The sequence below is a fragment of the Klebsiella sp. C239 genome (assembly GCF_048822715.1).
In the GTDB taxonomy this organism is placed as follows: Bacteria; Pseudomonadota; Gammaproteobacteria; order Enterobacterales; family Enterobacteriaceae; genus Klebsiella; species Klebsiella quasipneumoniae.
In genome coordinates, this window is record NZ_JBMEZK010000001.1 from 572,202 (window position 1) to 596,744 (window position 24,543).

The window sequence follows — 24,543 nt, forward strand, 5'->3', positions numbered from 1 at the left end:
GCGCCGCGTGGTCTACGCTAAAAGCGCCTCCGGTATCGACAGAGACCGGGCGTGCTGACGACGTCAGATTTGCGCAACGTACTGCGAGAGAAAGATGGAAAAGCCACTACGGTTGAAGTTGAAAAAACTCTACCACCTGACTCGCCCGGCGCATGTGGTTAACATTTGTTTTATCGTGGTGCTGTTTTTCTCCACGCTGCTGATCTGGCGCGAAATCAATGTCCTGGAAGAGGCCTACGTGGCGAACCAGCGCAATAATCTGGCTAACGTCGCGCATGAAATGGATGGCCTGCTGCAGTTCAACATCGACAGGATGATGTTTTTTCGCCACGGTATGCAGTCCGCGCTTGAACGCCCGCTCGACGTCGATGTGTTGCACGAAGCCAGCCAGCGCTATCTGAGCCAACGCCACCAGGAGACCTGGCGGGTGGCGCTCCCCAACCGCCGGACGCTGCCGGTGTTTGGCGTCTCGGAGGGCGTCGTCAGGGATCACCCGCTGCTCTTGCCGGACGATCCGCTGGTGGTCAATGAACTGATGGCGACGCTGGAGCTGGGTTATCTGTTAAACCTGACGCAGCATGATCGCGATTTTGCCGAGCGGATGCAATATATCTCCCGCAGCGGTTTTTTCACCTCGACCCTGCCGCTGCGCGATGAATCGCAGGTGAAGACCTACTATTCGCGCGCCATCAGCGCCCTCTGGTTTACCCGGCAGACCCAGCGGAACAATCCGCACCGCGGCGTTATCTGGCAAACCTTTCCTGACGATGACCCGCAGCTGGAAGAGCAGGTGGTCACCGCCTCGATACCGCTGGATTTTGCCGGTTACTGGCGCGGCGTGCTGGCGATGGATTTCTCAGTCAGCGAAATAAAAGCATTTTTAATCAGCGCGATGCAGGGCGGGCAGGAGGGGGAATACCAGCTTTACGACAGCCATCTTAGCCTGCTGGCCTCTTCTGCGCCGGGGAATGTCCTGACGCTGCTGTCGCCGCGCGAACAGGAACTGCTCAGCCGCGCGTTTGCCCATGATAATCAGGGCGGTCTGCGTCTGCTGACGCGCTATATCAGCTGGGCCAAACTGCGCAATTTTGATGGCGTGCTGCTGCGGATCCATACTCTGCGGGAAGGCGTACGCGGCAACTTTGGCACCATCACCATCGCCCTGACCCTGATGTGGATCCTCTTCACCTTAATGCTGCTGCTCTCCTGGCTGGTGATCCGCCGTATGGTCCGCAACATGAGCGTTCTCCAGACTTCCCTGGAGTGGCAGGCCTGGCACGATGCCTTAACCCGCCTGCTCAATCGCGGGGCGCTGTTTGAGAAGGCGATGGCGGTAGCCAGCGACTGCCAGCGCAACGGACGACCGCTGGCGGTCATCCAGCTCGATTTGGATCACTTTAAGGGCATTAACGATCGCTATGGCCATCAGGCGGGTGACAGAGTGCTGTCGATGGTGGCCAGTACGCTTGCCGGCACCGTCCGGGACGGTGATTTGCTGGGCCGCGTGGGCGGAGAGGAGTTTTGTGTCGTGCTGCCGAATACCACGCTGCAGGAAGCGGCGGCGGTAGCGGAGCGGCTACGCCTGCGTATTCATGGCCGGGAGGTCTTTTTGCATAACAACGTGACGCTGCGGGTCAGCGCGTCGTTAGGGGTGAGCGGCAGCGAAGAGCGGGGGGAGTATCACTTTGAAGCCCTGCAGTCGGTCGCCGATGGTCGACTGTATCTGGCCAAGCAAAATGGCCGCAACCAGGTCTGGTATCGCAGCGAAGCGTGAGCAAAACGTTTCGCCCGAATCAGGCAAAATGAGATTTTTCTTAAAGTGTTCGATGGGGATCGCGCTAACGAATGAAACCGGTTTGCGGCTAAGCCTTATCGCATCAGCCCTGCAGCCCTTTCTGCTGCGAAGCGCCAACTTTCTCAATATTTTGCGCCATGAATATCGCTTGTCATGCAAAATAATTGAGGATAATGTTTCAACGCATCGGATTTCCCGGTGTAACGAATTTTCAAGTGCTTCTTGCATTAGCAAGTTTGATCCCGACTCCTGCGAGTCGGGATTTTTTTCGCCCATCGCTAGCGGTTGGCTTCACTGGCGCTGAAATCATGAATATCGAGTTCAAATGCCTCCGCCAGTTCACGCCAGGTATGCGCCCCGCGGCCATCGATACTGGCGCGCTGCGGGTCATCGAGGATGCGATGGACTTCGCTTTCGCTGATCTCATTAATCGCCGCCAGCAGAGCATCAACGTTGACATCAACGTCGTTCCCGGTCTGGTCTGTCAATCGGTTCTTCATCATTACCCCCCCTCGCTGAGCGTCGCTCAAGCCTCTTTAAGTATAGTCGGTCTAAAAAAACGCCAGTCACTGCCCGCGACGCTGCGAGCGGCGTGGTTTTGTTCTACACTGGCTGGAAATAGAGAGGAGATGGATTATGCAGGTGAACGATCGTGTCACGGTGAAGACCGACGGTGGCCCACGTCGATCGGGCGTAGTGCTGGCAATTGAGTCGTTTAGTGAAGGGACGATGTATCTGGTTTCGCTGGAAGACTATCCCCTGGGGATCTGGTTTTTCAATGAAATAGGGCACCCGGATGGGATCTTCGTGGAAAAAGAAATCTCGTAAAACCGAACTGGCGGGACCACCGCCAGTTTGTTTCAGCGTAGATTCACCTGAATACCGCTGGTAATGTTTTCGGTCAGCCGAACAATGTGGTAAATCACCTGCTTATTATGCGTCTGTATTTTCTTTTTAATATTGCCTTTATGCGATGATACCGTTTTCGCTTTGATGTTCATTTGCGTTGAAATTTGCGAAGTACCATGCCCGGCCATCCACATTTGCAGCATATTTGATTCTGTTTTGCTCAGCGACAACGTCGGTAAATTTAACTGCCCCAGACTCGTGTTCTTGTATTTAAGATAATTAACCAGAATGACATCAAGGTCTTTTGGAGTGATCGATTTTGAGCTGATTAGCAGGTTCTTACGCACCCGTAGATAGCGGTCAAAATGGATGTTCGCCAGCGACATAAAAATCACAAACAACGTCGCCGGATTTTGCGTGATGATCTGGCGAATAATGCCATTACTTTCATCATCATGCACAAAGCAATCTTCATTCAGAAACACCACCGCCGGGCAACATGACGCACAATGCCTGTGCAGATCCTCAGCGCAGTTGACCTCAACGATTTCCTGTTTTTTAATTCCCCGACTGGTCAGATATCCCGTTAGTCCCAACCGGGTATAACTGCACAAATCCATAATCATCGTTGACATGACCCATCCTCAATCAACACGTAACGATATACACTTCACACTGGCTGTGCGAAGCAGTCCTTGCAGGCGGTGATAATAGTAGGTTTAAGAAAGAACCCATTAGTTCCATTAAACTATTCCGCATCTCTGTATATAATTTGCCAGGAAAACTCTTAAAGTAAAGTCAAGAACCGGTAGTGTGAGCGAATTAAAAACAAAAAGTGCCCGCGGATGCTATGGTTAGGCCCCAAAGATTCTTTTACTTTCAGAATTTCCTTATTTCAAATGAAGGCTGCGATGCCTGGCCGTGTTTTGCCCGACTTCTCCGCCTGCGGCGGGGGTGGAAGGGTTAACGCTTTAATGCCACAATACTTTTTTATCAGCTTGTGGGATGAATGATGAAACAGTTAGTTTTTGCTGGCATGGTGCTGGCGCTGGCCGGATGCGTGCAGGTTGATCGTTACGAAGACGTTGTTAAAGCGCCAGCGCCGGCAGGCCTGGAAGGCTACTGGCAGACGAAAGGGCCGCAGAGTGAGATGATGAGTCCGGACGCCATCGCCAGCCTGATCGTCACCAAAGAAGGGGACACCTTCGACTGCCGCCAGTGGCAGCGTGTGATCGCCCAGCCGGGGAAACTGATGAACCGCGATAGCGATATCTACAACGTGACCGCTTCCCTGGATATCTACCCGATCGAGCGCGAGGGCAACACCCTTTCCTACGATCGTATGACGTTGACCCGCGTTGAACGTCTCACCCCGGAGTGCGAGAAGGCGTGGGCTAAAGCGCGTGCGGCCGCTCCGGTCAGCGCGCCGACCACCGCGCGCTAAGGTTCCGGCGGGCCACTGCTGGCCCGTCCGGCGTCAGATGACTACAGCACCGCTTCCAGCACCCACACGCTGACGCTTCCCCCGTTACAGGTAAAGGTTGCGCAGCCTTCGTCGTCGGTTTCGACAATCTCTTCCCGGTTGCCCAGGAAATCCCGCCAGCGTTTGTTGCCATAGTTCTCGCCCAGCGTCAGGGTCTTTTCTCCCTCATCACCATTGGACATCACCACCACGCAGCCGGGATCCTCGTCGGTGCCGCTGCGGCTGAAGGCAATGCAGTTGGGGTGATCGAACCAGAGAGTCTGCACGCCGTGGGCAAAGCGCTGACGGGCATCGATCAGTTCGTGTAGCTGCTCGATGACGGGCATTTCTATGGCGTAGGTTTGTCCGTCGCCGCCGGTATCTTCATAGGAAGCGCCGAAGAGATCGGCATAGAAGACCGAGGGCACGCCATTTTCACGCAACAGGATCAGCGCATAGGCCAGCGGTTTAAACCATGGCTCAACCGGCGCCTCGAGCGCCTGCAGCGGCTGGGTATCATGGTTGGTGACCAGGGTGACGGCATGGAAGGGGTCGGCTTCCACTAGCGTCCCGCTGAAAATCTGGCTCATGTCGTAATCGCGCCCCTGGCGGGACGCTTCATGAAATTTCATCTGCAGCGGGGCATCGAACAGCATCGTCTTGCCCTCGACGAGATCGATATACTGCTGGAGCTTTTCCACTTCATGGGACCAGTATTCCGCGACAATAAACAGCGGCTGCGGGGCCACCTCCTGAACATGTTCGATCCATGCTTTGTAAAACCAGGCGGGGATATGCTTCACGGCGTCAAGACGAAAACCGTCGCAGCCGGTCTGCTCCATCACCCAGCGCGCCCAGTATTTGATCTCTTCGGTGACGGCGTGATTACGAAAATCGATATTGGCGCCCATCAGGTAGTCGAAGTTGCCAAGCTCATCATCGACCTGCTCATTCCAGCCTTCGCCGGTGTAGTCGTTGACGATTTTAAATACTCCGTCTTCCGTCGGATTCTCGATGTGGTCAATGCCGCTAAAACACTTGTAGTCCCAGACAAACTGCGAATACTGCCCGGCGCGCACCGGGAAGGTATAGCGAGTCCATGCCTCGCACTCTATGATCGTCTCGTCAATTTGCGTGCGATCCTGCTCATCGACGCGCTGCACGCGCAAGGCCTCTTTTTCATCGGCGCCCATTTTATGGTTCACTACCACGTCCAGCAGCACGGCGATGTCGTGCTCCTTCAGGGCGTTAACCGCCGCCAGCAGTTGGGTTTTATCGCCATATTTGGTGGCGACAGAACCTTTTTGATCAAACTCGCCGAGGTCGAAGAGATCGTAGGTGTCATAGCCGACGGAATAACCGCCCGAGGCGCCTTTGTAGGCGGGTGGCAACCAGACCATATTGATGCCGATTTCGTTAAGACTGGGGGCCAGCGCTTCGACTTCACGCCACAGTTCGCCGCCGGCGGGGTAGTACCAGTGAAAACATTGCAACAAGGTGGGGTTTTTCATCTTCCATGCTCCAGACGTCAACAGGCTGACCTTTGCAGTATGGGAGATATCCCGCAAAACGGGTGAGGAAAGCCCTGAATTTCGCTATACCCTAAAGCGGATCATATATAATAAATTTGCATAAGATGTAGCGTAACGATGTTGGTGTCGGGCCGTTAAGCGCCTTACACTACAGGAAAATCCTAATCTTCGGGGTATCTATGAAATTAGCACTTCTGGGTCGTCAGGCGCTGATGGGCGCAATGGCCGTTGTTTTGATGGCTGGCGTTAGCGTGAAAACTTTTGCGGCGGAAAACCTGCTCAATCAGATTAAAGAGCGCGGCACGCTGCGCGTGGGCCTCGAAGGCACCTATCCTCCCTTTAGCTTCCAGGGTGATGACGGCAAGCTGACCGGCTTTGAAGTGGAGTTCGCCAACGAGCTGGCGAAACATCTGGGCGTGAAGGCCGACCTCAAACCGACCAAGTGGGACGGTATGCTGGCCTCGCTGGACTCCAAACGCATTGACGTGGTGATTAACCAGGTCACTATCTCCGATGAGCGTAAGAAGAAATACGATTTCTCTACCCCGTACACGATCTCCGGTGTGCAGGCGCTGGTGAAGAAAGGCAACGAAGGCGCGATTAAAACCGCGGCGGATCTGAAAGGCAAGAAAGTGGGCGTCGGGCTGGGCACTAACTATGAAGAGTGGCTGCGTCAGAACGTCCAGGGCGTGGATGTCCGCACCTATGACGACGACCCGACCAAATACCAGGATCTGCGCGTAGGCCGTATTGACGCCATTCTGGTTGACCGTCTGGCGGCGCTGGATCTGGTGAAGAAAACCAACAATACGCTGGCGGTCACCGGCGAAGCGTTCTCCCGTCAGGAAGCTGGCGTTGCGCTGCGTAAAGGCAACGATGACCTGCTGAAAGCGGTAGATGGCGCGATTGCGGATATGCAGAAAGATGGCAGCCTGAAGGCGCTGTCCGAGAAATGGTTTGGCGCTGACGTGACAAAATAACGGCCAGCGGTGAAAAAAGGCGCTCCTGGAAGCGCCTTTTTTTATTTAGCGCGTAACTGTGTGCATAATGAAGCATAACTGAGTCAGGAGGGGCCATGTCACTGCAAAATTTAACCCGCTTTCCGCGTCTGGAACTGATCGGCGCGCTGACGCCGCTGGAGTATCTTCCGCGTCTGTCCGATCACCTCGGGCGCGAAATTTTTATCAAACGTGATGATACGACGCCGCTGGCGATGGGGGGCAACAAACTGCGTAAGCTGGAGTTTCTCGCCGCCGATGCGCTGCGCGAAGGGGCTGATACCTTAATCACCGCCGGCGCGATCCAGTCTAACCATGTGCGCCAGACGGCGGCGGTCGCCGCCAAACTGGGCCTGCACTGCGTAGCGCTGCTGGAAAATCCCATCGGCACCCGGGCGGAGAACTATCTGAGCAATGGCAACCGCCTGCTGCTGGATCTGTTTAATACCCAGATTGAGATGTGCGATGCCCTGACCGATCCCGCTGCCCAGCTCGACGAGCTGGCGACCCGTATCGAAGCGCAGGGGTACCGCCCGTATGTCATTCCGGTCGGCGGCTCTAACGCCCTTGGGGCGCTAGGCTATGTGGAAAGCGCGCTGGAAATCGCCCAGCAGTGCGAAGACGCAGTGGAGATTTCGTCGGTGGTGGTCGCCTCCGGGAGCGCCGGCACCCATGCCGGACTGGCGGTCGGCCTTGAACAGCTAATGCCGCAGGCGGAACTGATCGGGGTGACGGTGTCGCGCGCTGTTGCCGACCAGTTGCCGAAAGTGGTGGCGCTGCAGCAGGCCGTGGCCAACAGCCTTGAGCTGCAGGCGAAAGCCGACATCATCCTGTGGGATGATTACTTTGCACCGGGCTACGGGACGCCAAACGAGGAAGGGATGGCCGCCGTGAAGCTGCTGGCGCAACTGGAAGGTATTTTGCTTGACCCGGTCTATACCGGCAAAGCGATGGCCGGACTTATCGATGGCATTACGCAGAAGCGCTTTAAGGATGAAGGGCCGATTTTGTTCGTCCACACCGGCGGAGCGCCGGCGCTGTTTGCCTATCATCCTCACGTCTAATATAGAAACCACAGCATGCAAGAAAGTATCCAACTGGTCATCGATTCCGCGCCTTTTCTGCTGAAAGGCGCCGTCTTTACGCTGCAGCTGAGCATTGGCGGGATGTTTTTCGGCCTGGTGCTGGGCTTTATCCTGGCGCTGATGCGCATGTCGCCCCTCTGGCCGGTAAAATGGCTGGCGCGCATGTATATCTCCATTTTTCGCGGGACACCGCTTATCGCCCAGTTGTTCATGATCTACTACGGTTTGCCGCAGTTTGGCATTGAACTTGACCCGATCCCGGCGGCGATGATCGGCCTGTCGCTGAACACGGCGGCCTACGCGGCGGAAACCCTGCGCGCGGCCATCGCCTCAATTGACAAAGGGCAATGGGAAGCGGCGGCCAGTATCGGTATGACCCCGTGGCAGACAATGCGTCGGGCTATTTTACCCCAGGCGGCGCGGGTCGCTTTGCCGCCGCTCTCTAACAGTTTTATCAGCCTGGTAAAAGATACCTCGCTGGCGGCGACGATCCAGGTGCCGGAGCTGTTCCGTCAGGCGCAGCTTATCACCTCGCGTACGCTGGAGGTCTTCACCATGTATCTGGCAGCCTCTCTGATCTACTGGGTGATGGCGACGGTGCTCTCCTCGCTGCAGAACTATTTTGAAAACCAGCTGAACCGCCAGGAGCGTGATCCGAAATGAGTGCGATTGAAGTAAAAAGCCTGGTGAAAAAATTCCATGGCCAGACGGTGCTCCACGGTATCGACCTGGAGGTGCAGGAAGGCGAAGTGGTGGCGATCATCGGTCCCAGCGGCTCGGGGAAGACTACCCTGCTGCGCAGCATTAATCTGCTGGAGCAACCGGAGAGCGGCACTATCCGCGTCGGCGATGTGACGATCGACGCCGGTCGCAGCCTCGGGCCGCAAAAAGGGCTTATTCGGCGGCTGCGCCAGCACGTTGGTTTTGTCTTCCAGAACTTTAACCTGTTTCCCCACCGGACGGTGCTGGAGAACATTATTGAAGGGCCGGTCATCGTAAAAGGCGAAGACAAGCAGGAGTCGATGGCGCGGGCGCGCGATCTGCTGGCGAAGGTAGGCCTCAGCGGCAAAGAGAACAGCTATCCGCGCCGCCTCTCCGGCGGTCAGCAGCAGCGGGTCGCCATTGCTCGCGCGCTGGCCATGCGTCCGGACGTGATCCTGTTTGATGAACCGACCTCGGCCCTTGATCCTGAGCTGGTAGGGGAGGTGCTCAATACCATCCGCCAGCTGGCGCAGGAGAAACGCACCATGGTTATCGTGACCCATGAAATGAGCTTCGCTCGCGACGTTGCCGATCGGGCGATTTTTATGGATCAGGGACGCATCGTTGAACAAGGCGAGGCCAAAGCGCTGTTCGCCTCGCCTCAGCAGCCGCGTACCCGCCAGTTCCTCGAAAAATTCCTGATGCAGTAGAGCAGGCGCTGGCGCGGCGGCGCTCCATCGCGAGGGCCGCCGCGTTCAGCCCGCTTCCACGCCGGGGGAACGCCCCATCATCACATTTTCGTGCTATTGACTCCCCTGGCCGTATACACCGCTTCCCATCCCCCCGTGTAGGGTGTAGAAAATGAAGGGAGGGCCTTAGTTTCAGCGCAGCGAGCGGAAAAAAGGCAAGCCTTCAGGCTAATAAATGCGACAGCTACGATATTTTATACATATAAATAAGATTTATGTGTTAGTTTTCTGTATTTATAATAATGATTATCAATCAGGAGTTATTTGCACAGCTATGAGGGACAATGATTTTTTCAGCTGGCGGCGGGATATGCTGCATCAATTTCAGTCCATGGCCGCCGGTGAGGAGGTTTATAATCTCCTGCAACGAGAAACAGAAACGCTGGAATATGATTACTACACGCTTTGTGTGCGTCACCCGGTGCCTTTCACTCGCCCCCGCGTCACGTTTCAGTCGACCTATCCCCGCGCATGGATGTCTCATTACCAGGCAGAGAATTATTTCACGATAGATCCCGTGTTACGCCCGGAGAATTTTATGCGTGGCCATCTGCCATGGGAAGATGGGCTGTTTCGCGATGCGCAGGCATTATGGGACGGGGCGCGCGACCATGGTTTGCAAAAAGGGGTGACACAGTGTCTGACGTTGCCGAATCATGCTCAGGGTTTTCTCTCCGTCTCCGCGAACAACCGTTTGCCGAACGCTTATCCTGATGATGAACTGGAGCTGCGCCTGCGAACGCTGACGGAGTTGAGCCTGTTGACGCTCTTGCGTCTGGAAGATGAGATGGTGATGCCGCCGGAGATGAAGTTCAGCCGGCGCGAACTGGAGATCCTCAAATGGACCGCGGAAGGAAAGACCTCGGCGGAGGTGGCGATGATTCTCTCGATTTCGGAAAATACGGTTAATTTCCATCAGAAGAATATGCAACGGAAATTTAACGCGCCGAATAAAACGCAAATTGCCTGTTACGCCGTGGCGACAGGGCTAATCTGAATGCGCCTGCCGTTCTGCGTGCCAGACGTGATACCGGCTGTCAGTCATACTTTCAGCCGGTACAAGATTACTGCCGGTATGCTTGTTTAATTTGCTTAACGGTGCTGGAGAATACGGCGGCCTGAGCCTCATCTTCCATCTGCGCGATCTGCTTTTCCATTTTAATAATCACGCGACCCGCGTCTGCCTGACCCATCGCCTGCAGCATTAGCGTCATCAGCGCTTTCAGGCAGGAGACTTCCTGCGCCAGTTCTTGATTATTTTCTGCAGTGGAAAAATCTGGTGTGCTCATCGATATCCTCGTTTGCTCGCTGCGCTATTGCGCCTGTCTGAATGTGAAGGCCGCGCAGTATACCACAAGCGACAGAAAAAAAAGGAGTGCTTAATTTCTGTTCTCTCATCTGAGTTGTGAATGATTTTATGCATCAGATAAGACGTAATAGCTGTCAGCAGCGCAATAATTTCCCCCAATTATTTAGCACGTTAATAATTGTTACATATTTTGCCTCGTATTTATGCGCTACGTAATCTGTTGTGTTTTTTGTGCCTTCTGTATGAGGATTGTTAAAAAATAAGCCTCGGGCAACTGATTGTTCGCAATGACTTTCCACTCAGTGTGCACAGACATTGCCATAAATGAGAGCCAAATCGAGGAGACGGCATTTTTTTGCCTTTTAAATTAGCAATAAAACCCGGTAATATGTGGGAGATAAAGTATCAGTAGCGTTATCCCTCATTCTGGAGATTATTCCTTTGATCAACGTTCTTCTTGTTGATGACCACGAACTGGTGCGCGCAGGGATACGACGCATTCTGGAAGATATAAAAGGGATTAAAGTCGCTGGCGAAGCCTGCTGCGGCGAAGACGCCGTCAAGTGGTGCCGGGCTAATTCCGCTGATGTCGTCCTGATGGACATGAACATGCCCGGGATCGGTGGTCTGGAAGCGACGCGCAAAATCGCGCGCTCGGTAGCGGGCACGAAAGTGATCATGTTGACCGTGCATACCGAGAATCCTTTACCTGCCAAGGTCATGCAGGCAGGGGCGGCAGGGTATCTCAGTAAGGGCGCTGCGCCACAGGAAGTGGTGAATGCGATTCGTTGCGTCGCGTCCGGGCAACGTTACATTGCCTCCGATATTGCTCAGCAAATGGCGTTAAGTCAGATTGAACCGGAAAAAACAGAATCGCCGTTTGCCAGTTTGTCTGAACGCGAATTGCAGATTATGCTGATGATCACCAAAGGTCAGAAGGTGAATGAGATCTCAGAGCAGCTGAATCTGAGTCCTAAAACGGTTAACAGCTATCGCTATCGGATGTTCAGCAAATTGAACATTCATGGCGATGTCGAGCTGACCCACCTGGCAATTCGCCATGGCCTGTGTAATGCGGAGTCGTTAGCAAGCCAGTGAGTGATGTTTTTGACGCAAAAGCTTTCCTGAAAACGGTAACCAGCCAGCCCGGTGTATATCGGATGTATGATGCTGGCGGAACCGTCATCTATGTTGGCAAAGCCAAAGATTTGAAAAAGCGGCTCAGCAGCTACTTCCGCAGCAACCTCGCGTCGCGTAAAACGGAAGCGCTGGTGGCGCTGATCGCGCAAATCGACGTGACCGTCACCCATACTGAGACGGAAGCGCTGCTGCTTGAACACAACTATATCAAGCTGTACCAGCCGCGGTACAACGTGCTGTTGCGCGACGATAAGTCGTATCCTTTTATCTTCCTCAGCGGCGATACCCATCCGCGTCTGGCGATGCATCGTGGCGCCAAACATGCGAAGGGCGAGTATTTTGGTCCTTTTCCCAACGGCTATGCCGTGCGCGAGACCCTGGCGCTGCTGCAGAAAATCTTTCCCATCCGTCAGTGTGAAAACAGCGTCTACCGCAATCGCTCCCGTCCCTGTCTACAGTATCAGATTGGCCGCTGCCTGGGGCCGTGCGTGGCGGGGCTGGTCAGTGAAGACGAGTATGCTCAGCAGGTGGAGTATGTGCGGCTGTTTCTCGCCGGCAAAGATGATCAGGTGCTGACTCAGCTCATCGCGAGGATGGAGAAGGCGAGTCAGAACCTCGAGTTTGAAGAGGCGGCGCGCATTCGCGACCAGATTCAGGCCGTCCGCCGCGTGACGGAGAAACAGTTTGTCTCTAACACCGGCGACGATCTTGACGTGATCGGGGTTGCCTTCGATGCCGGAATGGCCTGCGTCCATGTGCTGTTTATCCGCCAGGGGAAAGTGCTGGGCAGCCGCAGCTACTTCCCGAAAGTGCCGGGCGGCACCGAGCTGGGCGAGGTCGTGGAGACCTTTGTCGGCCAGTTCTACCTGCAGGGCAGCCAGATGCGCACGCTGCCGGGAGAGATTTTGCTCGACTTCAACCTCGGGGATAAGACGCTGCTGGCCGAGTCGCTGTCGGAACTGGCGGGGCGCCGAATTCATGTGCAAACTAAACCGCGCGGCGACCGGGCGCGTTACCTTAAGCTGGCGCGCACCAATGCCGCCACGGCGTTAACCACGAAATTGTCTCAGCAATCGACCATTCATCAGCGTCTGCAGGCGCTGGCCTCCGTGCTGGAGCTGCCGGCCGTGAAGCGGATGGAGTGCTTTGATATCAGCCACACCATGGGCGAACAGACCGTCGCCTCCTGCGTGGTATTTGACAGCAATGGCCCCCTGCGCGCGGAGTACCGGCGCTACAATATCGCCGGCATCACCCCGGGCGATGACTATGCGGCGATGAATCAGGTCCTGCGCCGTCGCTATGGTAAAGCGATTGATGACAACAAGATTCCGGATGTGATCCTGATAGACGGCGGCAAGGGGCAGCTGGCGCAGGCGAAAGCGGTGTTTGCCGAGCTGGACGTCCCCTGGGATAAACATCATCCGCTGCTGCTGGGCGTGGCGAAAGGTAGCGATCGTAAAGCCGGCCTGGAAACGTTATTCTTTGAACCGGAAGGCGAGGGATTTAGCCTGCCGCCGGATTCGCCGGCCCTGCACGTGATCCAGCATATCCGCGATGAATCGCACGATCATGCGATCTCCGGACATCGCAAAAAACGGGCGAAAGTGAAGAGCACCAGCTCGCTTGAGACTATCGAGGGGGTGGGGCCGAAGCGTCGCCAGATGCTGCTGAAGTACATGGGGGGGCTGCAGGGGCTGCAGCAGGCCAGCGTCGAAGAAATTGCCAAAGTACCGGGCATCTCTCACGCTCTGGCAGAAAAGATCTTCTACTCGTTGAAACATTAGGGGCTCTGTAGCAACATAGGGCTAATTTTTACTTACAACAGATAGTTACCCGTCACTATGCAATTTAATATCCCTACGTTGCTTACTCTGTTCCGCGTCATCCTGATCCCGTTCTTTGTGCTGGCGTTTTATCTGCCCTTTAGCTGGGCGCCGTTTGCCTGCGCGCTGATTTTCTTTGTTGCCGCCGTGACTGACTGGTTTGATGGATTCCTCGCCCGTCGCTGGAACCAGAGTACCCGGTTCGGCGCCTTCCTCGATCCGGTGGCCGATAAAGTCATGGTGGCTATCGCCATGGTGCTGGTCGCTGAGCACTATCACACCTGGTGGGTCACGCTGCCGGCGGCGACGATGATTGCCCGTGAAATTATTATCTCCGCGCTGCGCGAGTGGATGGCGGAGCTGGGAAAACGCAGCAGCGTGGCGGTCTCGTGGATTGGCAAAGTGAAAACCACCGCACAGATGACTGCCCTGGTGTGGATGCTGTGGCGTCCTTATCCGTGGGTGGAATGGGCCGGGATCGCGCTTTTCCTCGTGGCGGCGGTGCTGACGCTGTGGTCGATGCTGCAATATTTGAACGCGGCGCGCGGCGATTTGCTTGATCAGTGATCGTTTCGCCGTTATTTTCAGCAAACGATGCAAAGTTGCGAAAAATACCGTTGACTCACCGCGAGAGATAAGTAGAATGCAACGCATCGAACGGCGGCACAGTCTTCCAGACGATAACAAAATCAAGTGATTAGCAAATAACTTGATGATGCGGGAATAGCTCAGTTGGTAGAGCACGACCTTGCCAAGGTCGGGGTCGCGAGTTCGAGTCTCGTTTCCCGCTCCAGATTAACAGCATCGGCAGTAGCGGGTGCTTCAGAATTAAAGGCGCGTTAGCAAAGCGGTTATGTAGCGGATTGCAAATCCGTCTAGTCCGGTTCGACTCCGGAACGCGCCTCCACTTTATATCCCGAGCCCGGATGGTGGAATCGGTAGACACAAGGGATTTAAAATCCCTCGGCGTTCGCGCTGTGTGGGTTCAAGTCCCACTCCGGGTACCATTGGGAAATATAGAATAATCAAAGCAATAAGCAGTGTCGTGAAACCACCTACGGGTGGTTTTTTTGTTTTTAAACCCCGCTTTATCACGACATGTCATCCTGTTTTTCTTCTCCACCTTGTCCTGCACCCGAAACATTGTTACTGGCTAAGCCTGCGCCTGATGATACGGGATGCCGTTCTGACTCCGGGCAAGGAGAGGCCTGAAGTCATGGTCTGTGATCGGCACAGACCTCTGGCGTAGAGGCTTACCGTAGTGAAGCCGGTCCGGGTCGCGGCGGATAATAGGCTTAGCGGGTGGGGGATTATATGATCGGAACGATCTCGCTCCCCCAGGCCAGCAGGGGGAGGCAAGCGGGTACACAGCGAACCGGCGTTGAAACCGTCTCTACAGTTCGAGGTTGAAAGAAAGTACTTTCGATATAAATACCATCTCATCCGTAAGCGAGGGGAATTTGCCGGTAAATCTTTCTTCAGACTCAGGGGTAAAACGATATAGCGAATAATTCTCCCCGGACGCGATGCGCTCCAGCTGAAGGTGAGAGGGTTTCCGCAGTGAAAAAGCTAACAGATAAAAGTTCGTCGTGTGCTGAGCAAGTTCAGCGACTAATGCCGGGAGCGCCTTGGCAAGGTCGATCTCTTCTCTGCAGCAAATGACAAAAAGCTTGCCATCCGCGCTTTTTAATATGTTCCTGAATCTCTTTACTGCGCGGAGGTAATACGCATAATCGGCTGGGGTGGTGGGATCGCGATGGGTGAAGATATCATTCAGGTTATATTTTTCTTTATATTTATTGTGGTGGGCGCCGGGTTCTTTGGACTGGCGATTTAATGAGCTATATTCGTTTTTGTCTAAAAAAGTCTGAAAATCGTCCCTCAGGCAATCGATGACCATCGCCGGGCAGGAAAAAATCCAGTCAAAAGGCAGAGAGGTTTTTTTCAGATTAAATTTTTTCAGTGTCCACGACGTTAAACAATGGCTTCCTAATGACACAATGTGCTTCACAGCCCATTGTCCTTGAGTTTCAATCCCTGATACAGGATGTGGCGGGATACATACATTCTCGAATGCCATTCTGGATGGTGTTAATCGCTTGAACTCGTCACTGTTCATCAGCGATGCGTTAAGAAGTTGTGCTGATTCTGCAAGCGACTTGTCAGAAATTGCATGGTAATAATTTTTAAGACCGTCAGGATCTGCGGGGCGACCCAGTAATGTTTTATACGTAGACTTTATTAACAATATTTTGAGATATTTTTTCTGGATGTCATCTGCCATTTTTTATCCGCTTGAAGCCATAGTGTTGCTTTATTTAATTGCTGCTTAAATATATAGCCATATAAATTGCGCGGGATTATGACAAGTTGATTTAAGATTGGCAATCCAGCAAAAAAATAGCGACTGCAGGGCACGGCGTCGTTGAATATCCTCGGCAGGATCTGGTGGCTATCGATGCCTGGGCCGACGGCGGCAATCTCGCGAACGGGATCACCACGTAGTGGGAAACAATCCATTGTCACCGGCAATCGCTCATTTGTCCCAGGACAAAACGAACTCTCCCTGCTACTATCGACCGGACACTTCATCCAGCCTGCCGGAGGCATCATGTTCACAGGGCTTTGCGCATTTCCGCTGACGCCGCTGCATCAGCAAACTATCGATGAAAAAGCGTTTATTCGTCTTCTTGCTCGTCTTACCGATGCCGGAGTCGACTCCCTGGGCATCTTAGGCTCAACCGGCAGCTACGCCTATCTCAGTCGTGAACAGCGCAAGCGGGTGGTGCAGGTGGCGAAGGCGCATGCCGGGTCGACCCCGATGATGGTCGGCGTCGGCGCCATCGCCACCAGCGAGGTGCTCCGGCTGGTGGAGGATGCCCAGCAGGCCGGGGCGGATGCATTGCTCCTGCCGATGATGTCCTATCAGCCGCTCTTTGCGGAGGAGATCTACGCTTTTTACGAGGAGGTCTGCCGGCATGCCTCGGTGCCGGTTTGCCTTTATGACAACCCCCGTACCACCCACGTGACGTTATCGGATGAGCTGCAGGGGCAGATTGCTGCCTTACCGGCCATCGCCTCGATAAAAATTCCCGGTCTGCCCGCGCCGCAGGCGAGCGAACGGGTGGCGGCTCTGCGTCGTCATCTGCCTGGCGGCGTGACGCTTGGCGTTAGCGGTGACGTTCGGGCGACAGCGGGCTTGCAGGCCGGCTGCGAGGTCTGGTACTCGGTCTGCGGCGGCCTCTTTCCACGTATCTCTCTGGCGCTGGTGAAAGCCATCCGTCACGGCGATGCGGCACAGGTGGCGGCGCTGAATAAGCAACTTGCGCCCCTCTGGCGGTGCTTTGACCGCTACGGCGGCAGCCTGCGGGTGGTCGCCGCCGCTGCGGCCATTCTGGGATTGTGTGATCCTGACACGCTTCCCCGCCCCTTGCTGCCGTTAGGGGAGGAGGCCTGTCGCGACGTGGCGGCGGCGCTGCACGGGCTGGCCTGATTGTGTCGGGTCGACGCAGGCGCAATGGGCGCTGCCGGGTGGCTTTCTGCCGGCATTTCGGCTACTGTAGGCCCGATTTTTACCATGCGAGCCTGTGAATGAATACCGGACCTTTAAACGAAAACGAACTGGAATGGCTGGACGAGACGCTGGCGAAATACGCCACCGAAGGCGCTATTCTGGATGTCTCTGAACTGGATGGCCTGTTGACGGCGATCCTCTCGGCGCCCACCGCTATCGAACCCGCCCAGTGGCTGCTGGCTATCTGGGGTGGTGCCGATAATGTGCCACGCTGGGCCAACGACCGCGAGCGCGATCGCTTTGTCAATCTGACGCTGCAGCATATGAGCGATATCGCCGAACGGCTTGAGTCTTATCCCGATCAGTTCGAACCGCTGTTCGGCACCCGTGAAGCGGAAGGTCAGGAGCTGACCATCGTTGAAGAGTGGTGTTTTGGCTATCTGCGCGGCGTGGCGCTGAGCGACTGGTCGACGCTGCCTGCTGAACTTCAGCCTGAGCTGGAGGCGATTGCGCTCCACGGTAGCGAAGAACAGTTTTCCGCGCTGGATAATCTGACTGCGGATGAATTTATCGCCAGCATCGAGCGCATCACCCCGGCGGCGCTGGCGCTTTACCAGTACTGGATGGCGAATCCACAGCCGGAGGTGGTCCCGCAGCCGGTAAGAAATGAGACGAAAGTCGGACGTAACGATCCCTGTCCGTGCGGCAGCGGTAAAAAGTATAAGCAGTGTTGCTTAGCGAAATGAAAAAGGGGCCAGCTGGCCCCTTTTTTTATCCCACCGCCGGTAACAGCCCGGCGACGATGCAGAACTGGATCGCTACGATGCCGATCCCGCACAGCAGGACCAGCCACAGCGCCGGGGCGCCGCCGGCCACCCGCCAGGCGGCCTGCGGATGCAGTCGGCGGCTCTTCATGACCAGCATGGCCGGTAACATCAGGGCCAGCACGGCCAACGCCACCCCGGCGTAGCCCAGGGCCATGACGAAGCCGCGGGGATAGAACAGGGCGAACGCCAGCGGCGGCAGAAAGGTGATCATCCCGCTCTGCAGACGCCCGCTGACGCTGTTTTTGCGCTGAAACATATCGGCCAGATAATCAAACAGCCCGAGCGAGACGCCGAGGAAGGAGGTCGCCAGCGCAAGGTCGGCAAACAGGTGTACGGCCAGCTCCACGTGCGGTGACGCTACCACTTCGCGGATCGCCTCCAGCAGACCGTTCAGACCGGCATGTTGCGCCAGCAGGGCGGTAAAGGCCGGAGCGTCGATACTGCCCAGCGTCGCCAGCTGCCAGAAAATATAGGCCACCAGCGGAATAAAACTGCCGATAATAAACACCCGGCGCAGCTTACGGATATCGCCCCCCAGATAGCTGACGACGCTCGGCACGCTGCCGTGAAAGCCAAAAGAGGTAAAGATCACCGGAATGGCCGACAGCGCCAGGCCTTGCTCAACCGGCAGCGTGAGCAGGTTCACCTGATGAATGTGCGGCATCAGCAGAGCCAGCATAATCACCAGGAAGACGATTTTGGCGCTAAACAGGAAGCGATTGAACAGGTCGACCAGCGCGGTGCCAATGCACACCACCGCCCCGCCGAGCAGGGTGAAGATCAGTACGCCGGCAGCCGGCGGCAGCTGCCAGTCCAGCCACTGGTTGAGGCTGGAAGCGAGTAATTCGCCGGCGCCACTGATGTAGGCCGCCGTGAGGGCGTACAGCAGAAACAGCATGCAGAACCCGGTGATCCATTGTCCATAACGGCCCAGATAGCGCGCCGCCAGGGAACCGAGCCCCATATCGGCAGGGACATGCTGGTAGACTTCCAGCAGCAAAAGGGCGGTATAGCACATCAATGCCCACAGGGTGAAAAGTAAACCCAGCGTGACGGTAAAGCCGACGCCTGCGGCGGCCAATGGCATCGCCAACATACCTGCACCGATTGTGGTGCCGGCTACGATTAAAATACTGCCCAGAGTGCGGTTCTTCACGCTTTTCGCTATCCCTACAGCAAATCACAATAATTTATGCCGCGCAGAGTAGGGGATATTGCGTCTTTCGTCAAATCAGGGTTACAAGCTCTGTAATTAAAACTTTACAAGGTCCAAAGGATGAAAGCCTGCGCTGGCGCAATGCGCGGGCCGTCGGTCTGGCCTAAGCTGGCGTTTTTTTCCGGAGGGGTTATGTCTTCTATTCATGGTCATGAAGTGCTGCAGATGATGCTGGCGTCGAAGGAGTGCTGGACGGTGGCTTCGCTGGAGGCGGCCATTCACCGTCGCTTTGGCGCAGAGGCGCGCTTTCACACCTGTTCGGCGGAAAATCTGAGCGCTGCGGAGCTGGTGGCGTTTTTAGAGCAGAAAGGCAAATTTATTGCCAGAGAGGCAGGATTTACCACCGCAGAAAACAAGATTTGTCAGCATTGAAAATGCCGCGACGGAGAAGCGTCGCGGCGCGGGCAATTAATTCTGCGTATCGAGGGTGGCCAGCTCTTTGTCGATAAAGTACAGACCTTCACCGCTTTTCCCGGCGAGGGTCAGTTTATCAATTACCGATTTAAATAATTTCTCTTCTTCATGCTGTTCGGCGACATACCACTGCAGGAAATTAAAGGTCGGGTAATCCTGACTGGTCATAGCCGCGTGCGCCAGTTCATTAATTTTTTGCGTGATCAGCTGCTCGTGCTCATAGGTCTGGCGGAACAGTTCATCCAGTGACGCATACTCGGCAAACGGGGAGGCGATAGCGTTGATGCGCGGCAGGCTGCCGGTGTCGGTCAGGTAGTCGAACAGGCGCTGCATATGGGTCATCTCTTCCTGGGCATGGCGACGCAGGAAGGCCGCAGCCCCTTCAAAACTATGATAACTGCACCAGGCGCTCATCTGCTGATAAAGAAGAGAAGAATAGAGTTCAAGATTCATCTGTTCATTCAGTTTGTCGATCATTTCCGTTTTCAGCATCGTCGCGCTCCTGGAATTAAAATATAGATGTTATCGGCTGCCACTATAATTTGTTATTTAATTATTTGCAAAAAGTAAATTTAAAAAGATTTTATTTAAAATGCTAATGGGAATAACACGCATTGGCAGTTTAATAATAAATGAGAATGGTTTTAATTTATTATTAGTTTTTTGCGGAGGCGAAATGACTGCCTCTGCGGATTGCGAGGCGGGGAGCGCCAGGCGGAGTCGTCCTGATGAGGGGGCGACACCCTAACCTGAGCGGCAGAGGCGGCGAAAGTGTGAAGCGCTGCGTAATTTTTAAAACAACTTTTCATAAAATTTGAAAGTTTGTTTTCCAGGTAGTAGAGTGCAGTCAACGCCAATGACATTCTGCGGGCAGGCCCGCACAGCATTCAGGAGAGTAAACCATGAAGATTGCACTGATGATGGAGAACAGCCAGGCGAACAAAAACGCCATCATCCTCAAGGAGCTTAACGCGGTTGCCGACGAAAAAGGATTTCCGGTCTATAACGTCGGTATGAGCGATGAGAACGATCATCATCTGACCTATATTCACCTCGGGATCATGGCCAGCATCCTGCTGAATTCGAAGGCGGTCGACTTCGTGGTCACCGGATGCGGTACCGGCCAGGGAGCGCTGACGTCGCTGAACATCCATCCTGGCGTGGTCTGCGGCTACTGTATCGACCCGGCGGATGCGTTCCTGTTTGCCCAGATCAACAATGGTAACGCGCTGTCGCTGCCGTTTGCCAAAGGTTTCGGCTGGGGCGCCGAGCTGAACGTGCGGTTTATCTTTGAAAAAGCCTTTACCGGTCGTAACGGCGAAGGCTATCCGCCGGAGCGCAAAGAACCGCAGGTGCGTAATGCCGGGATCCTCAACCAGGTCAAAGCGGCGGTAGTCAAAGAAAATTATCTCGATACCCTGCGCGCCATCGATCCGGAACTGGTGAAAACCGCGGTCTCTGGCCCTCGCTTCCAGCAGTGCTTCTTCGAAAACTGCCAGGATAAAGCGATCGAAGCGTTTGTCCGCCAGATCGTCGGGTAATCGTTATCAGGGCCAGCGCCGCTGGCCCTTCCAACCTCTACGATTTCTTCGCCGACACGCTGCTGCCTGCCGTTTTGGCCAGATGCAGGCTGTCGATCATCCCCACCAGACAAATCACCGCGATAAACACAAACGCCAGGCGAAAGCTGATCCCCGGTACGGCGGAAAGGTGCAGCCAGTCGCCGACCTGTTCACCCAGGCGAATGCCGATTGCCCCAAGCGTGATCCCCAGCCCCACCGCCAGCTGCGACGCGGTACTGAACAGAGTATTGGCATCGCTCATCTGCGCGGCGGGGACATCGGCAAAGGCCAACGTGCTCACGCCCGTGAACTGGACTGAGCGAAACACCCCGCCGAGATAAAGGATCAGCATGATCGCCCAGACCGGAGTTTGCGGCGTGAGCAGCGCGCAGGCCAGCAGCGCGCAGGCCAGCAGCGAACAGACGTTCAGCGCGCCGTTGATCAACAGCAGGCGACGAAAGCCCAGCCAGCGGTTCAGCGGCGTGGTGGCGGGTTTAATCGTTAAATTGCCGACAAATACCGCCAGCACCAGCAGACCGGAGTGAAAGGGATCCATGCCGAACCCCACCTGAAACAGCAGCGGCAGGAGAAAGGGGACCGCGCTGATGGAGGCCCGGAACAGCGAGCCGCCGTACATCGTCACGCGGAACGTCGGCACCTGCAACGCCGTCAGACGAACCATAGGCGCTGTCGCCCGGCGGAAGTGGCGGATAGCATACGCCAGACAGCCGAAGCCAAGCGCGGCGAGGGCCAGCGTCGGCCAGATCTGCGGCTGACGATCGCCGAGCCGTTCCATCGCCGTGACCAGGCTGACCATCGCAACCGCGGTCGTGATAAACCCTGTCATATCAAAGGCGCGCCGCTCTGCTTCGCGGATATCAGGAATGATGCGCAGCGACAGGATAATCGCCGCGACGCCCAGCGGGACATTGATAAAGAAGATCCAGTGCCAGCTGGCGTAGCGGGTAATAAAGCCTCCCAAAGGCGGGCCGATAATAGGGGCCACCAGCGCCGGCCAGGTGAGGGTGGCGATGGCCTTTATCAGCAGGTGTTTCGGCGTGGTGCGCAGTACCGCCAGACGACCGACGGGGACCATCAGCGCGCCGCCGATCCCCTGCAGGATACGCATGGCGACAAAGATATGCATCTCGCTGGAGAGGCCGCAAAAGATCGAGGCAAGGGTAAAAATGGCCAGGGCGAGGGTGAAGATAGCCCGAGCGCCGAAGCGATCGGCGATCCAGCCGCTGGCGGGGATCAGCACCGCGAGGGTAATCAGATAGGCGCTGATGCCGATATTCAGCTCGACGGCGGTAACGCCAAAATCTCTCGCCATGTCGGGCAGGGCGGTAGCGATCACCGTCCCGTCGAGAAACTCCATAAAAAAGGCGCCAGCCACCAGCAGCGCCGGGGCTGAAAAAGCACGTTCGTTCCCGGAAGAGATCGCGGTATTCATGTTGTCGCTGCCATCAAGGGGATCCTCGGCAAAGCGGCAGCAAAGGTGCCGCCAGCCACTCGGGTGGCGAAAAAAACCTGCCACGGCAGGTTTTATTATCGTTAACGATTTAGGGTACTATTACGCTCCTGAAAAAAGGAGTAATTAATGTCTCAACATCTTACCGAACACGACGAGCTGGTTTCCGATGTGGTTGCCTGCCAGCTGGTTATCAAGCAGATCCTCGACGTGATTGACGTCATCGCGCCGGTGGAAGTGCGTGAAAAAATGACCAGTCAGCTGAAAGCCATCGACTTCGCCAGCCACCCGGCCTCTGCCGATCCGGTGACGCTTCGCGCGGTGCAAAAAGCGATTGCCCTGATTGAGCTGAAGTTTACCCCGCAGGAAGAAACGCATTAATAACCGGCCCCGCGGGTGACCGACGGGGCCTTTTCCTTTAATGGGAAACCACGGTCTGCGTTGGCGCAGCCTCAGCGGTTTTAAACAATTTGCTGTTGCCCCAGCACTCTTCGTAGCGATGGCCAACCAGATCCTCAACGATTGCCCGCACCTCCGGCGCAATATCACTGATTTTACCGCCCGCTTTAATCCGCGCGACTTCCTGCAGGACCACCAGATGGGCTTTACGGTCCAGTTTCATCTGCTTACTGAAGACGATGGCGGCCAGGGCTAAGGCGACGACACCGACGCAGAATACCACCGCGATGGCGGTCACGGCGCTTTCCGGTTGGCTGTGCGCTTTTGACTGGAAACCGTAAAAGCTCAGGATGGCCCCCATCGAAAACACCACAATCGAGCGCAGAATTTTCCCTGAGAAGGTCATGGCGCCGGCATAGATCCCTTCCCGGCGGCGTCCGGTGTAGATCTCGTCGACATCGGCGAGGAAGGTGTAAACGGTCCATCAGCACGGTCGCCAGGCCTGACGGCAGATGGAAGAACCACAGCGAGGTATACAGCAGGACTGCGAAAATCACGATCCCCAGCGCGAGGATATAGGGTTTGCTGAAGCCCTTTTTCACACACAGGCCGATAAACAGCGCGGTGGAGATCAGCTGCAGAATCGAGTTCAGGCTGTTCAGCCCGGCCACCATTGCCGGATCGTGCTGCAGAACGAATATCACGAAATAGGTGAAGATGGAGGCAAACAGCCATTCCGCGCCAAACCCGCACAGGTACATACCGAGATGTTTGCGGAACACGCGCAGATAAAAGGTGGAACGCATGTCTTTCGCCAGCGACAGCAGGGTGCTCAGCAGCCCCTTTTTCGCGCTGGTATCCACGGCTTCCGCACGCTCGCGCTCCCAGCTGCACAGCCACAGACAGGTAATCGCGACGATCAGGATCGCGCCGTAGGTCAGGCCGGTGAGGAAGAAAGGGGTGGCGGAATCTTTGCCGTACAGCAGAATGAACTGTCCGGGAATAAATGCGGCGAGGAAGTTGGCCAGCTTGCCGAAGATGGCTTTATAGCCGGTGAGCTTTGAGCGTAGCGAGAAATCATCGGTCATCTCTGTCGCCAGCGTTTCATAGGGCACCATGATGGAGGTGTAGATGATCTCAAACACCACGTAGGTGCACAGGTAGTACCAGAAACTCAGGCCCTCTACCCACAGCAGCGGGTAGAACAGCATCAGCGGAATGCCGATCAGCAAAAAGAAGCGCCGACGGCCAAAGCGTTTGCCTAACCGCGTTTTGCCAAAGTTATCCGTCAGATAGCCCATCAGCGGGTTGCTGATGGCGTCGATGATGCTGGCGACGGAGAAGATAAATGAGGCCTCGATCAGCGTCAGGCCGCAAAAGGTCGTATAAAAATAGAGTAGCCATGCCCCGCTTATCGCCAGTGCGCCACTCCCTAACAGATTACCGCCGCCGTAGGATAACTGATGGCGTAACAAGATCGGTCTTCCCTGCAGCCCTTCAGAGGCTGAAGCCGTGTATCGAGCCATAAAAAATAAACCTCGTGTTTTATATTTTTGAAACACTGTTTTTATATTTCTTTGTGGCTCAACAAAAAGTGACCGCGCTCACTAATCCCCCCAAAGGGGTAACGATGACGAGGGAATGGGATCGAGTTAAAACTTTTTTATTCTTTTGAGGAATAAATGGCAGGGGA

26 protein-coding genes, 3 tRNA genes and 2 pseudogenes are annotated in these 24,543 nt (G+C 55.4%); 20 read left to right on the forward strand and 11 right to left on the reverse strand.

From position 1 onward, the window contains the following. Positions 1 to 94: 94 nt before the first annotated feature. On the forward strand, positions 95 to 1,774 hold the full coding sequence (gene dgcQ / locus ACOI6Z_RS02620; RefSeq protein WP_420686900.1) for a cellulose biosynthesis regulator diguanylate cyclase DgcQ: 1,680 nt from the start codon (positions 95 to 97) through the stop codon (positions 1,772 to 1,774). A 299-nt stretch (positions 1,775 to 2,073) separates the two neighbouring features. On the opposite strand, the gene yodD is transcribed toward dgcQ, so the two are convergent. Next, the gene (gene yodD, locus ACOI6Z_RS02625) at positions 2,074 to 2,295 is read right to left on the reverse strand and encodes a YodD family peroxide/acid resistance protein (RefSeq protein ID WP_004203478.1); all 222 of its coding nucleotides are present in this window, start codon (positions 2,293 to 2,295) and stop codon (positions 2,074 to 2,076) included. Positions 2,296 to 2,431: 136 nt separating this feature from the next. Here yodD and dsrB point away from each other — a divergent pair, with 136 nt between their 5' ends. Continuing rightward, entirely contained in the window at positions 2,432 to 2,623 is a 192-nt protein-coding gene (dsrB, locus tag ACOI6Z_RS02630) for a protein DsrB (RefSeq protein ID WP_004203477.1), read from the forward strand. A gap of 32 nt (positions 2,624 to 2,655) precedes the next feature. On the opposite strand, the gene rcsA is transcribed toward dsrB, so the two are convergent. After that, on the reverse strand, positions 2,656 to 3,279 hold the full coding sequence (gene rcsA, locus ACOI6Z_RS02635) for a transcriptional regulator RcsA (RefSeq protein WP_023290286.1): 624 nt from the start codon (positions 3,277 to 3,279) through the stop codon (positions 2,656 to 2,658). A 374-nt stretch (positions 3,280 to 3,653) separates the two neighbouring features. Between rcsA and yedD the strand changes: the two genes are divergently transcribed. Next, positions 3,654 to 4,088 carry a lipoprotein YedD gene (gene yedD, locus ACOI6Z_RS02640; protein WP_072096626.1) on the forward strand — a complete coding sequence of 145 codons (435 nt, stop codon included), beginning with the start codon at positions 3,654 to 3,656 and terminating at the stop codon, positions 4,086 to 4,088. Between the two features lie 41 nt (positions 4,089 to 4,129). On the opposite strand, the gene amyA is transcribed toward yedD, so the two are convergent. Continuing rightward, a complete protein-coding gene (amyA, locus tag ACOI6Z_RS02645; RefSeq protein ID WP_044524008.1) occupies positions 4,130 to 5,617 on the reverse strand; it encodes an alpha-amylase in 1,488 nt (495 codons plus the stop codon). A 200-nt stretch (positions 5,618 to 5,817) separates the two neighbouring features. Here amyA and tcyJ point away from each other — a divergent pair, with 200 nt between their 5' ends. The 5 genes from tcyJ to sdiA all read left to right on the forward strand — a co-directional run bounded on the left by tcyJ (position 5,818) and on the right by sdiA (position 10,169). After that, complete coding sequence (gene tcyJ, locus ACOI6Z_RS02650) at positions 5,818 to 6,618, forward strand: cystine ABC transporter substrate-binding protein (RefSeq protein ID WP_004203468.1); 801 nt, start codon at positions 5,818 to 5,820, stop codon at positions 6,616 to 6,618. A 95-nt stretch (positions 6,619 to 6,713) separates the two neighbouring features. After that, on the forward strand, positions 6,714 to 7,700 hold the full coding sequence (dcyD, locus tag ACOI6Z_RS02655) for a D-cysteine desulfhydrase (protein WP_420686902.1): 987 nt from the start codon (positions 6,714 to 6,716) through the stop codon (positions 7,698 to 7,700). Positions 7,701 to 7,715: 15 nt separating this feature from the next. After that, positions 7,716 to 8,384, forward strand: coding sequence for a cystine ABC transporter permease (gene tcyL, locus ACOI6Z_RS02660; RefSeq protein ID WP_008804215.1), 669 nt, complete (start codon positions 7,716 to 7,718; stop codon positions 8,382 to 8,384). Next, a complete protein-coding gene (tcyN, locus tag ACOI6Z_RS02665; protein ID WP_004203465.1) occupies positions 8,381 to 9,133 on the forward strand; it encodes an L-cystine ABC transporter ATP-binding protein TcyN in 753 nt (250 codons plus the stop codon). The genes tcyL and tcyN overlap by 4 nt, the downstream gene beginning before the upstream one ends. A gap of 313 nt (positions 9,134 to 9,446) precedes the next feature. After that, positions 9,447 to 10,169: a transcriptional regulator SdiA gene (gene sdiA / locus ACOI6Z_RS02670; protein ID WP_044524003.1), complete on the forward strand. Its 723-nt coding sequence runs from the start codon at positions 9,447 to 9,449 to the stop codon at positions 10,167 to 10,169. A 67-nt stretch (positions 10,170 to 10,236) separates the two neighbouring features. Here sdiA and ACOI6Z_RS02675 read toward each other — a convergent pair whose 3' ends face one another. Further along, positions 10,237 to 10,461 (reverse strand): DUF2594 family protein, encoded by a 225-nt coding sequence (locus ACOI6Z_RS02675; protein WP_023290279.1) that lies wholly within the window; start codon positions 10,459 to 10,461, stop codon positions 10,237 to 10,239. Positions 10,462 to 10,922: 461 nt separating this feature from the next. Between ACOI6Z_RS02675 and uvrY the strand changes: the two genes are divergently transcribed. The 6 genes from uvrY (at position 10,923) to ACOI6Z_RS02705 (ending at position 14,454) form a co-directional block, all read left to right on the forward strand. Continuing rightward, positions 10,923 to 11,579 carry a UvrY/SirA/GacA family response regulator transcription factor gene (gene uvrY / locus ACOI6Z_RS02680; RefSeq protein WP_002911539.1) on the forward strand — a complete coding sequence of 219 codons (657 nt, stop codon included), beginning with the start codon at positions 10,923 to 10,925 and terminating at the stop codon, positions 11,577 to 11,579. Continuing rightward, positions 11,576 to 13,408: an excinuclease ABC subunit UvrC gene (gene uvrC / locus ACOI6Z_RS02685; protein WP_050533826.1), complete on the forward strand. Its 1,833-nt coding sequence runs from the start codon at positions 11,576 to 11,578 to the stop codon at positions 13,406 to 13,408. Before uvrY ends, uvrC begins: the two co-directional genes overlap by 4 nt. Before the next feature lie 57 nt (positions 13,409 to 13,465). Beyond that, complete coding sequence (gene pgsA, locus ACOI6Z_RS02690) at positions 13,466 to 14,014, forward strand: CDP-diacylglycerol--glycerol-3-phosphate 3-phosphatidyltransferase (protein WP_004141115.1); 549 nt, start codon at positions 13,466 to 13,468, stop codon at positions 14,012 to 14,014. Positions 14,015 to 14,164: 150 nt separating this feature from the next. After that, positions 14,165 to 14,240, forward strand: a tRNA-Gly gene (locus tag ACOI6Z_RS02695). Between the two features lie 40 nt (positions 14,241 to 14,280). Next, a tRNA-Cys gene (locus tag ACOI6Z_RS02700) sits at positions 14,281 to 14,354 on the forward strand. A 13-nt stretch (positions 14,355 to 14,367) separates the two neighbouring features. Further along, positions 14,368 to 14,454: transfer RNA gene (locus tag ACOI6Z_RS02705), tRNA-Leu, on the forward strand. A 386-nt stretch (positions 14,455 to 14,840) separates the two neighbouring features. Here ACOI6Z_RS02705 and ACOI6Z_RS02710 read toward each other — a convergent pair. Beyond that, complete coding sequence (locus ACOI6Z_RS02710; RefSeq protein ID WP_048297830.1) at positions 14,841 to 15,731, reverse strand: DUF1796 family putative cysteine peptidase; 891 nt, start codon at positions 15,729 to 15,731, stop codon at positions 14,841 to 14,843. Further along, the gene (locus ACOI6Z_RS02715; RefSeq protein WP_130940524.1) at positions 15,689 to 16,066 is read right to left on the reverse strand and encodes a hypothetical protein; all 378 of its coding nucleotides are present in this window, start codon (positions 16,064 to 16,066) and stop codon (positions 15,689 to 15,691) included. Before ACOI6Z_RS02715 ends, ACOI6Z_RS02710 begins: the two co-directional genes overlap by 43 nt. Between ACOI6Z_RS02715 and ACOI6Z_RS02720 the strand changes: the two genes are divergently transcribed. Further along, the gene (locus ACOI6Z_RS02720; protein WP_072421503.1) at positions 16,059 to 16,940 is read left to right on the forward strand and encodes a dihydrodipicolinate synthase family protein; all 882 of its coding nucleotides are present in this window, start codon (positions 16,059 to 16,061) and stop codon (positions 16,938 to 16,940) included. The genes ACOI6Z_RS02715 and ACOI6Z_RS02720 overlap by 8 nt on opposite strands. 98 nt (positions 16,941 to 17,038) lie before the next feature. After that, a complete protein-coding gene (locus ACOI6Z_RS02725; protein ID WP_004203454.1) occupies positions 17,039 to 17,707 on the forward strand; it encodes a YecA family protein in 669 nt (222 codons plus the stop codon). A 25-nt stretch (positions 17,708 to 17,732) separates the two neighbouring features. Here ACOI6Z_RS02725 and tyrP read toward each other — a convergent pair whose 3' ends face one another. After that, entirely contained in the window at positions 17,733 to 18,944 is a 1,212-nt protein-coding gene (gene tyrP / locus ACOI6Z_RS02730; protein ID WP_032428925.1) for a tyrosine transporter TyrP, read from the reverse strand. A 192-nt stretch (positions 18,945 to 19,136) separates the two neighbouring features. Here tyrP and ACOI6Z_RS02735 point away from each other — a divergent pair, with 192 nt between their 5' ends. Further along, entirely contained in the window at positions 19,137 to 19,376 is a 240-nt protein-coding gene (locus tag ACOI6Z_RS02735) for a YecH family metal-binding protein (protein ID WP_023290274.1), read from the forward strand. A 36-nt stretch (positions 19,377 to 19,412) separates the two neighbouring features. On the opposite strand, the gene ftnA is transcribed toward ACOI6Z_RS02735, so the two are convergent. Beyond that, positions 19,413 to 19,910 carry a non-heme ferritin gene (gene ftnA / locus ACOI6Z_RS02740; protein WP_004203451.1) on the reverse strand — a complete coding sequence of 166 codons (498 nt, stop codon included), beginning with the start codon at positions 19,908 to 19,910 and terminating at the stop codon, positions 19,413 to 19,415. Positions 19,911 to 19,967: 57 nt separating this feature from the next. After that, positions 19,968 to 20,078 (reverse strand): annotated as a pseudogene (locus ACOI6Z_RS02745) (hypothetical protein); the annotation flags it as partial. A 242-nt stretch (positions 20,079 to 20,320) separates the two neighbouring features. Here ACOI6Z_RS02745 and ACOI6Z_RS02750 point away from each other — a divergent pair. After that, positions 20,321 to 20,959 (forward strand): RpiB/LacA/LacB family sugar-phosphate isomerase, encoded by a 639-nt coding sequence (locus ACOI6Z_RS02750; RefSeq protein WP_420686907.1) that lies wholly within the window; start codon positions 20,321 to 20,323, stop codon positions 20,957 to 20,959. A 37-nt stretch (positions 20,960 to 20,996) separates the two neighbouring features. On the opposite strand, the gene ACOI6Z_RS02755 is transcribed toward ACOI6Z_RS02750, so the two are convergent. Continuing rightward, positions 20,997 to 22,433, reverse strand: a complete 1,437-nt coding sequence (locus tag ACOI6Z_RS02755; protein ID WP_420686909.1) for an MFS transporter — start codon at positions 22,431 to 22,433, stop codon at positions 20,997 to 20,999. 147 nt (positions 22,434 to 22,580) lie between these two features. Here ACOI6Z_RS02755 and ACOI6Z_RS02760 point away from each other — a divergent pair, with 147 nt between their 5' ends. Then, positions 22,581 to 22,832 (forward strand): DUF2766 family protein, encoded by a 252-nt coding sequence (locus ACOI6Z_RS02760; protein WP_004203448.1) that lies wholly within the window; start codon positions 22,581 to 22,583, stop codon positions 22,830 to 22,832. 37 nt (positions 22,833 to 22,869) lie between these two features. Here ACOI6Z_RS02760 and ACOI6Z_RS02765 read toward each other — a convergent pair. Continuing rightward, positions 22,870 to 24,325 (reverse strand): annotated as a pseudogene (locus tag ACOI6Z_RS02765) (MFS transporter). Positions 24,326 to 24,390: 65 nt separating this feature from the next. Between ACOI6Z_RS02765 and ACOI6Z_RS02770 the strand changes: the two are divergent. Next, positions 24,391 to 24,525: a succinate dehydrogenase gene (locus ACOI6Z_RS02770; RefSeq protein ID WP_135717122.1), complete on the forward strand. Its 135-nt coding sequence runs from the start codon at positions 24,391 to 24,393 to the stop codon at positions 24,523 to 24,525. Positions 24,526 to 24,543: the final 18 nt, after the last annotated feature.

Excerpts from the sequence above, each read along its gene's own strand:
- dgcQ (WP_420686900.1), top strand. The coding sequence starts at position 95 with ATGGAAAAGCCACTACGGTTGAAGTTGAAAAAACTCTACCACCTGACT.
- yodD (WP_004203478.1), bottom strand. The coding sequence starts at position 2,295 with ATGAAGAACCGATTGACAGACCAGACCGGGAACGACGTTGATGTCAAC.
- dsrB (WP_004203477.1), top strand. The coding sequence starts at position 2,432 with ATGCAGGTGAACGATCGTGTCACGGTGAAGACCGACGGTGGCCCACGT.
- rcsA (WP_023290286.1), bottom strand. The coding sequence starts at position 3,279 with ATGTCAACGATGATTATGGATTTGTGCAGTTATACCCGGTTGGGACTA.
- yedD (WP_072096626.1), top strand. The coding sequence starts at position 3,654 with ATGATGAAACAGTTAGTTTTTGCTGGCATGGTGCTGGCGCTGGCCGGA.
- amyA (WP_044524008.1), bottom strand. The coding sequence starts at position 5,617 with ATGAAAAACCCCACCTTGTTGCAATGTTTTCACTGGTACTACCCCGCC.
- tcyJ (WP_004203468.1), top strand. The coding sequence starts at position 5,818 with ATGAAATTAGCACTTCTGGGTCGTCAGGCGCTGATGGGCGCAATGGCC.
- dcyD (WP_420686902.1), top strand. The coding sequence starts at position 6,714 with ATGTCACTGCAAAATTTAACCCGCTTTCCGCGTCTGGAACTGATCGGC.
- tcyL (WP_008804215.1), top strand. The coding sequence starts at position 7,716 with ATGCAAGAAAGTATCCAACTGGTCATCGATTCCGCGCCTTTTCTGCTG.
- tcyN (WP_004203465.1), top strand. The coding sequence starts at position 8,381 with ATGAGTGCGATTGAAGTAAAAAGCCTGGTGAAAAAATTCCATGGCCAG.
- sdiA (WP_044524003.1), top strand. The coding sequence starts at position 9,447 with ATGAGGGACAATGATTTTTTCAGCTGGCGGCGGGATATGCTGCATCAA.
- ACOI6Z_RS02675 (WP_023290279.1), bottom strand. The coding sequence starts at position 10,461 with ATGAGCACACCAGATTTTTCCACTGCAGAAAATAATCAAGAACTGGCG.
- pgsA (WP_004141115.1), top strand. The coding sequence starts at position 13,466 with ATGCAATTTAATATCCCTACGTTGCTTACTCTGTTCCGCGTCATCCTG.
- ACOI6Z_RS02710 (WP_048297830.1), bottom strand. The coding sequence starts at position 15,731 with ATGGCAGATGACATCCAGAAAAAATATCTCAAAATATTGTTAATAAAG.
- ACOI6Z_RS02720 (WP_072421503.1), top strand. The coding sequence starts at position 16,059 with ATGTTCACAGGGCTTTGCGCATTTCCGCTGACGCCGCTGCATCAGCAA.
- ACOI6Z_RS02725 (WP_004203454.1), top strand. The coding sequence starts at position 17,039 with ATGAATACCGGACCTTTAAACGAAAACGAACTGGAATGGCTGGACGAG.
- ACOI6Z_RS02735 (WP_023290274.1), top strand. The coding sequence starts at position 19,137 with ATGTCTTCTATTCATGGTCATGAAGTGCTGCAGATGATGCTGGCGTCG.
- ftnA (WP_004203451.1), bottom strand. The coding sequence starts at position 19,910 with ATGCTGAAAACGGAAATGATCGACAAACTGAATGAACAGATGAATCTT.
- ACOI6Z_RS02750 (WP_420686907.1), top strand. The coding sequence starts at position 20,321 with ATGAAGATTGCACTGATGATGGAGAACAGCCAGGCGAACAAAAACGCC.
- ACOI6Z_RS02755 (WP_420686909.1), bottom strand. The coding sequence starts at position 22,433 with ATGAATACCGCGATCTCTTCCGGGAACGAACGTGCTTTTTCAGCCCCG.
- ACOI6Z_RS02760 (WP_004203448.1), top strand. The coding sequence starts at position 22,581 with ATGTCTCAACATCTTACCGAACACGACGAGCTGGTTTCCGATGTGGTT.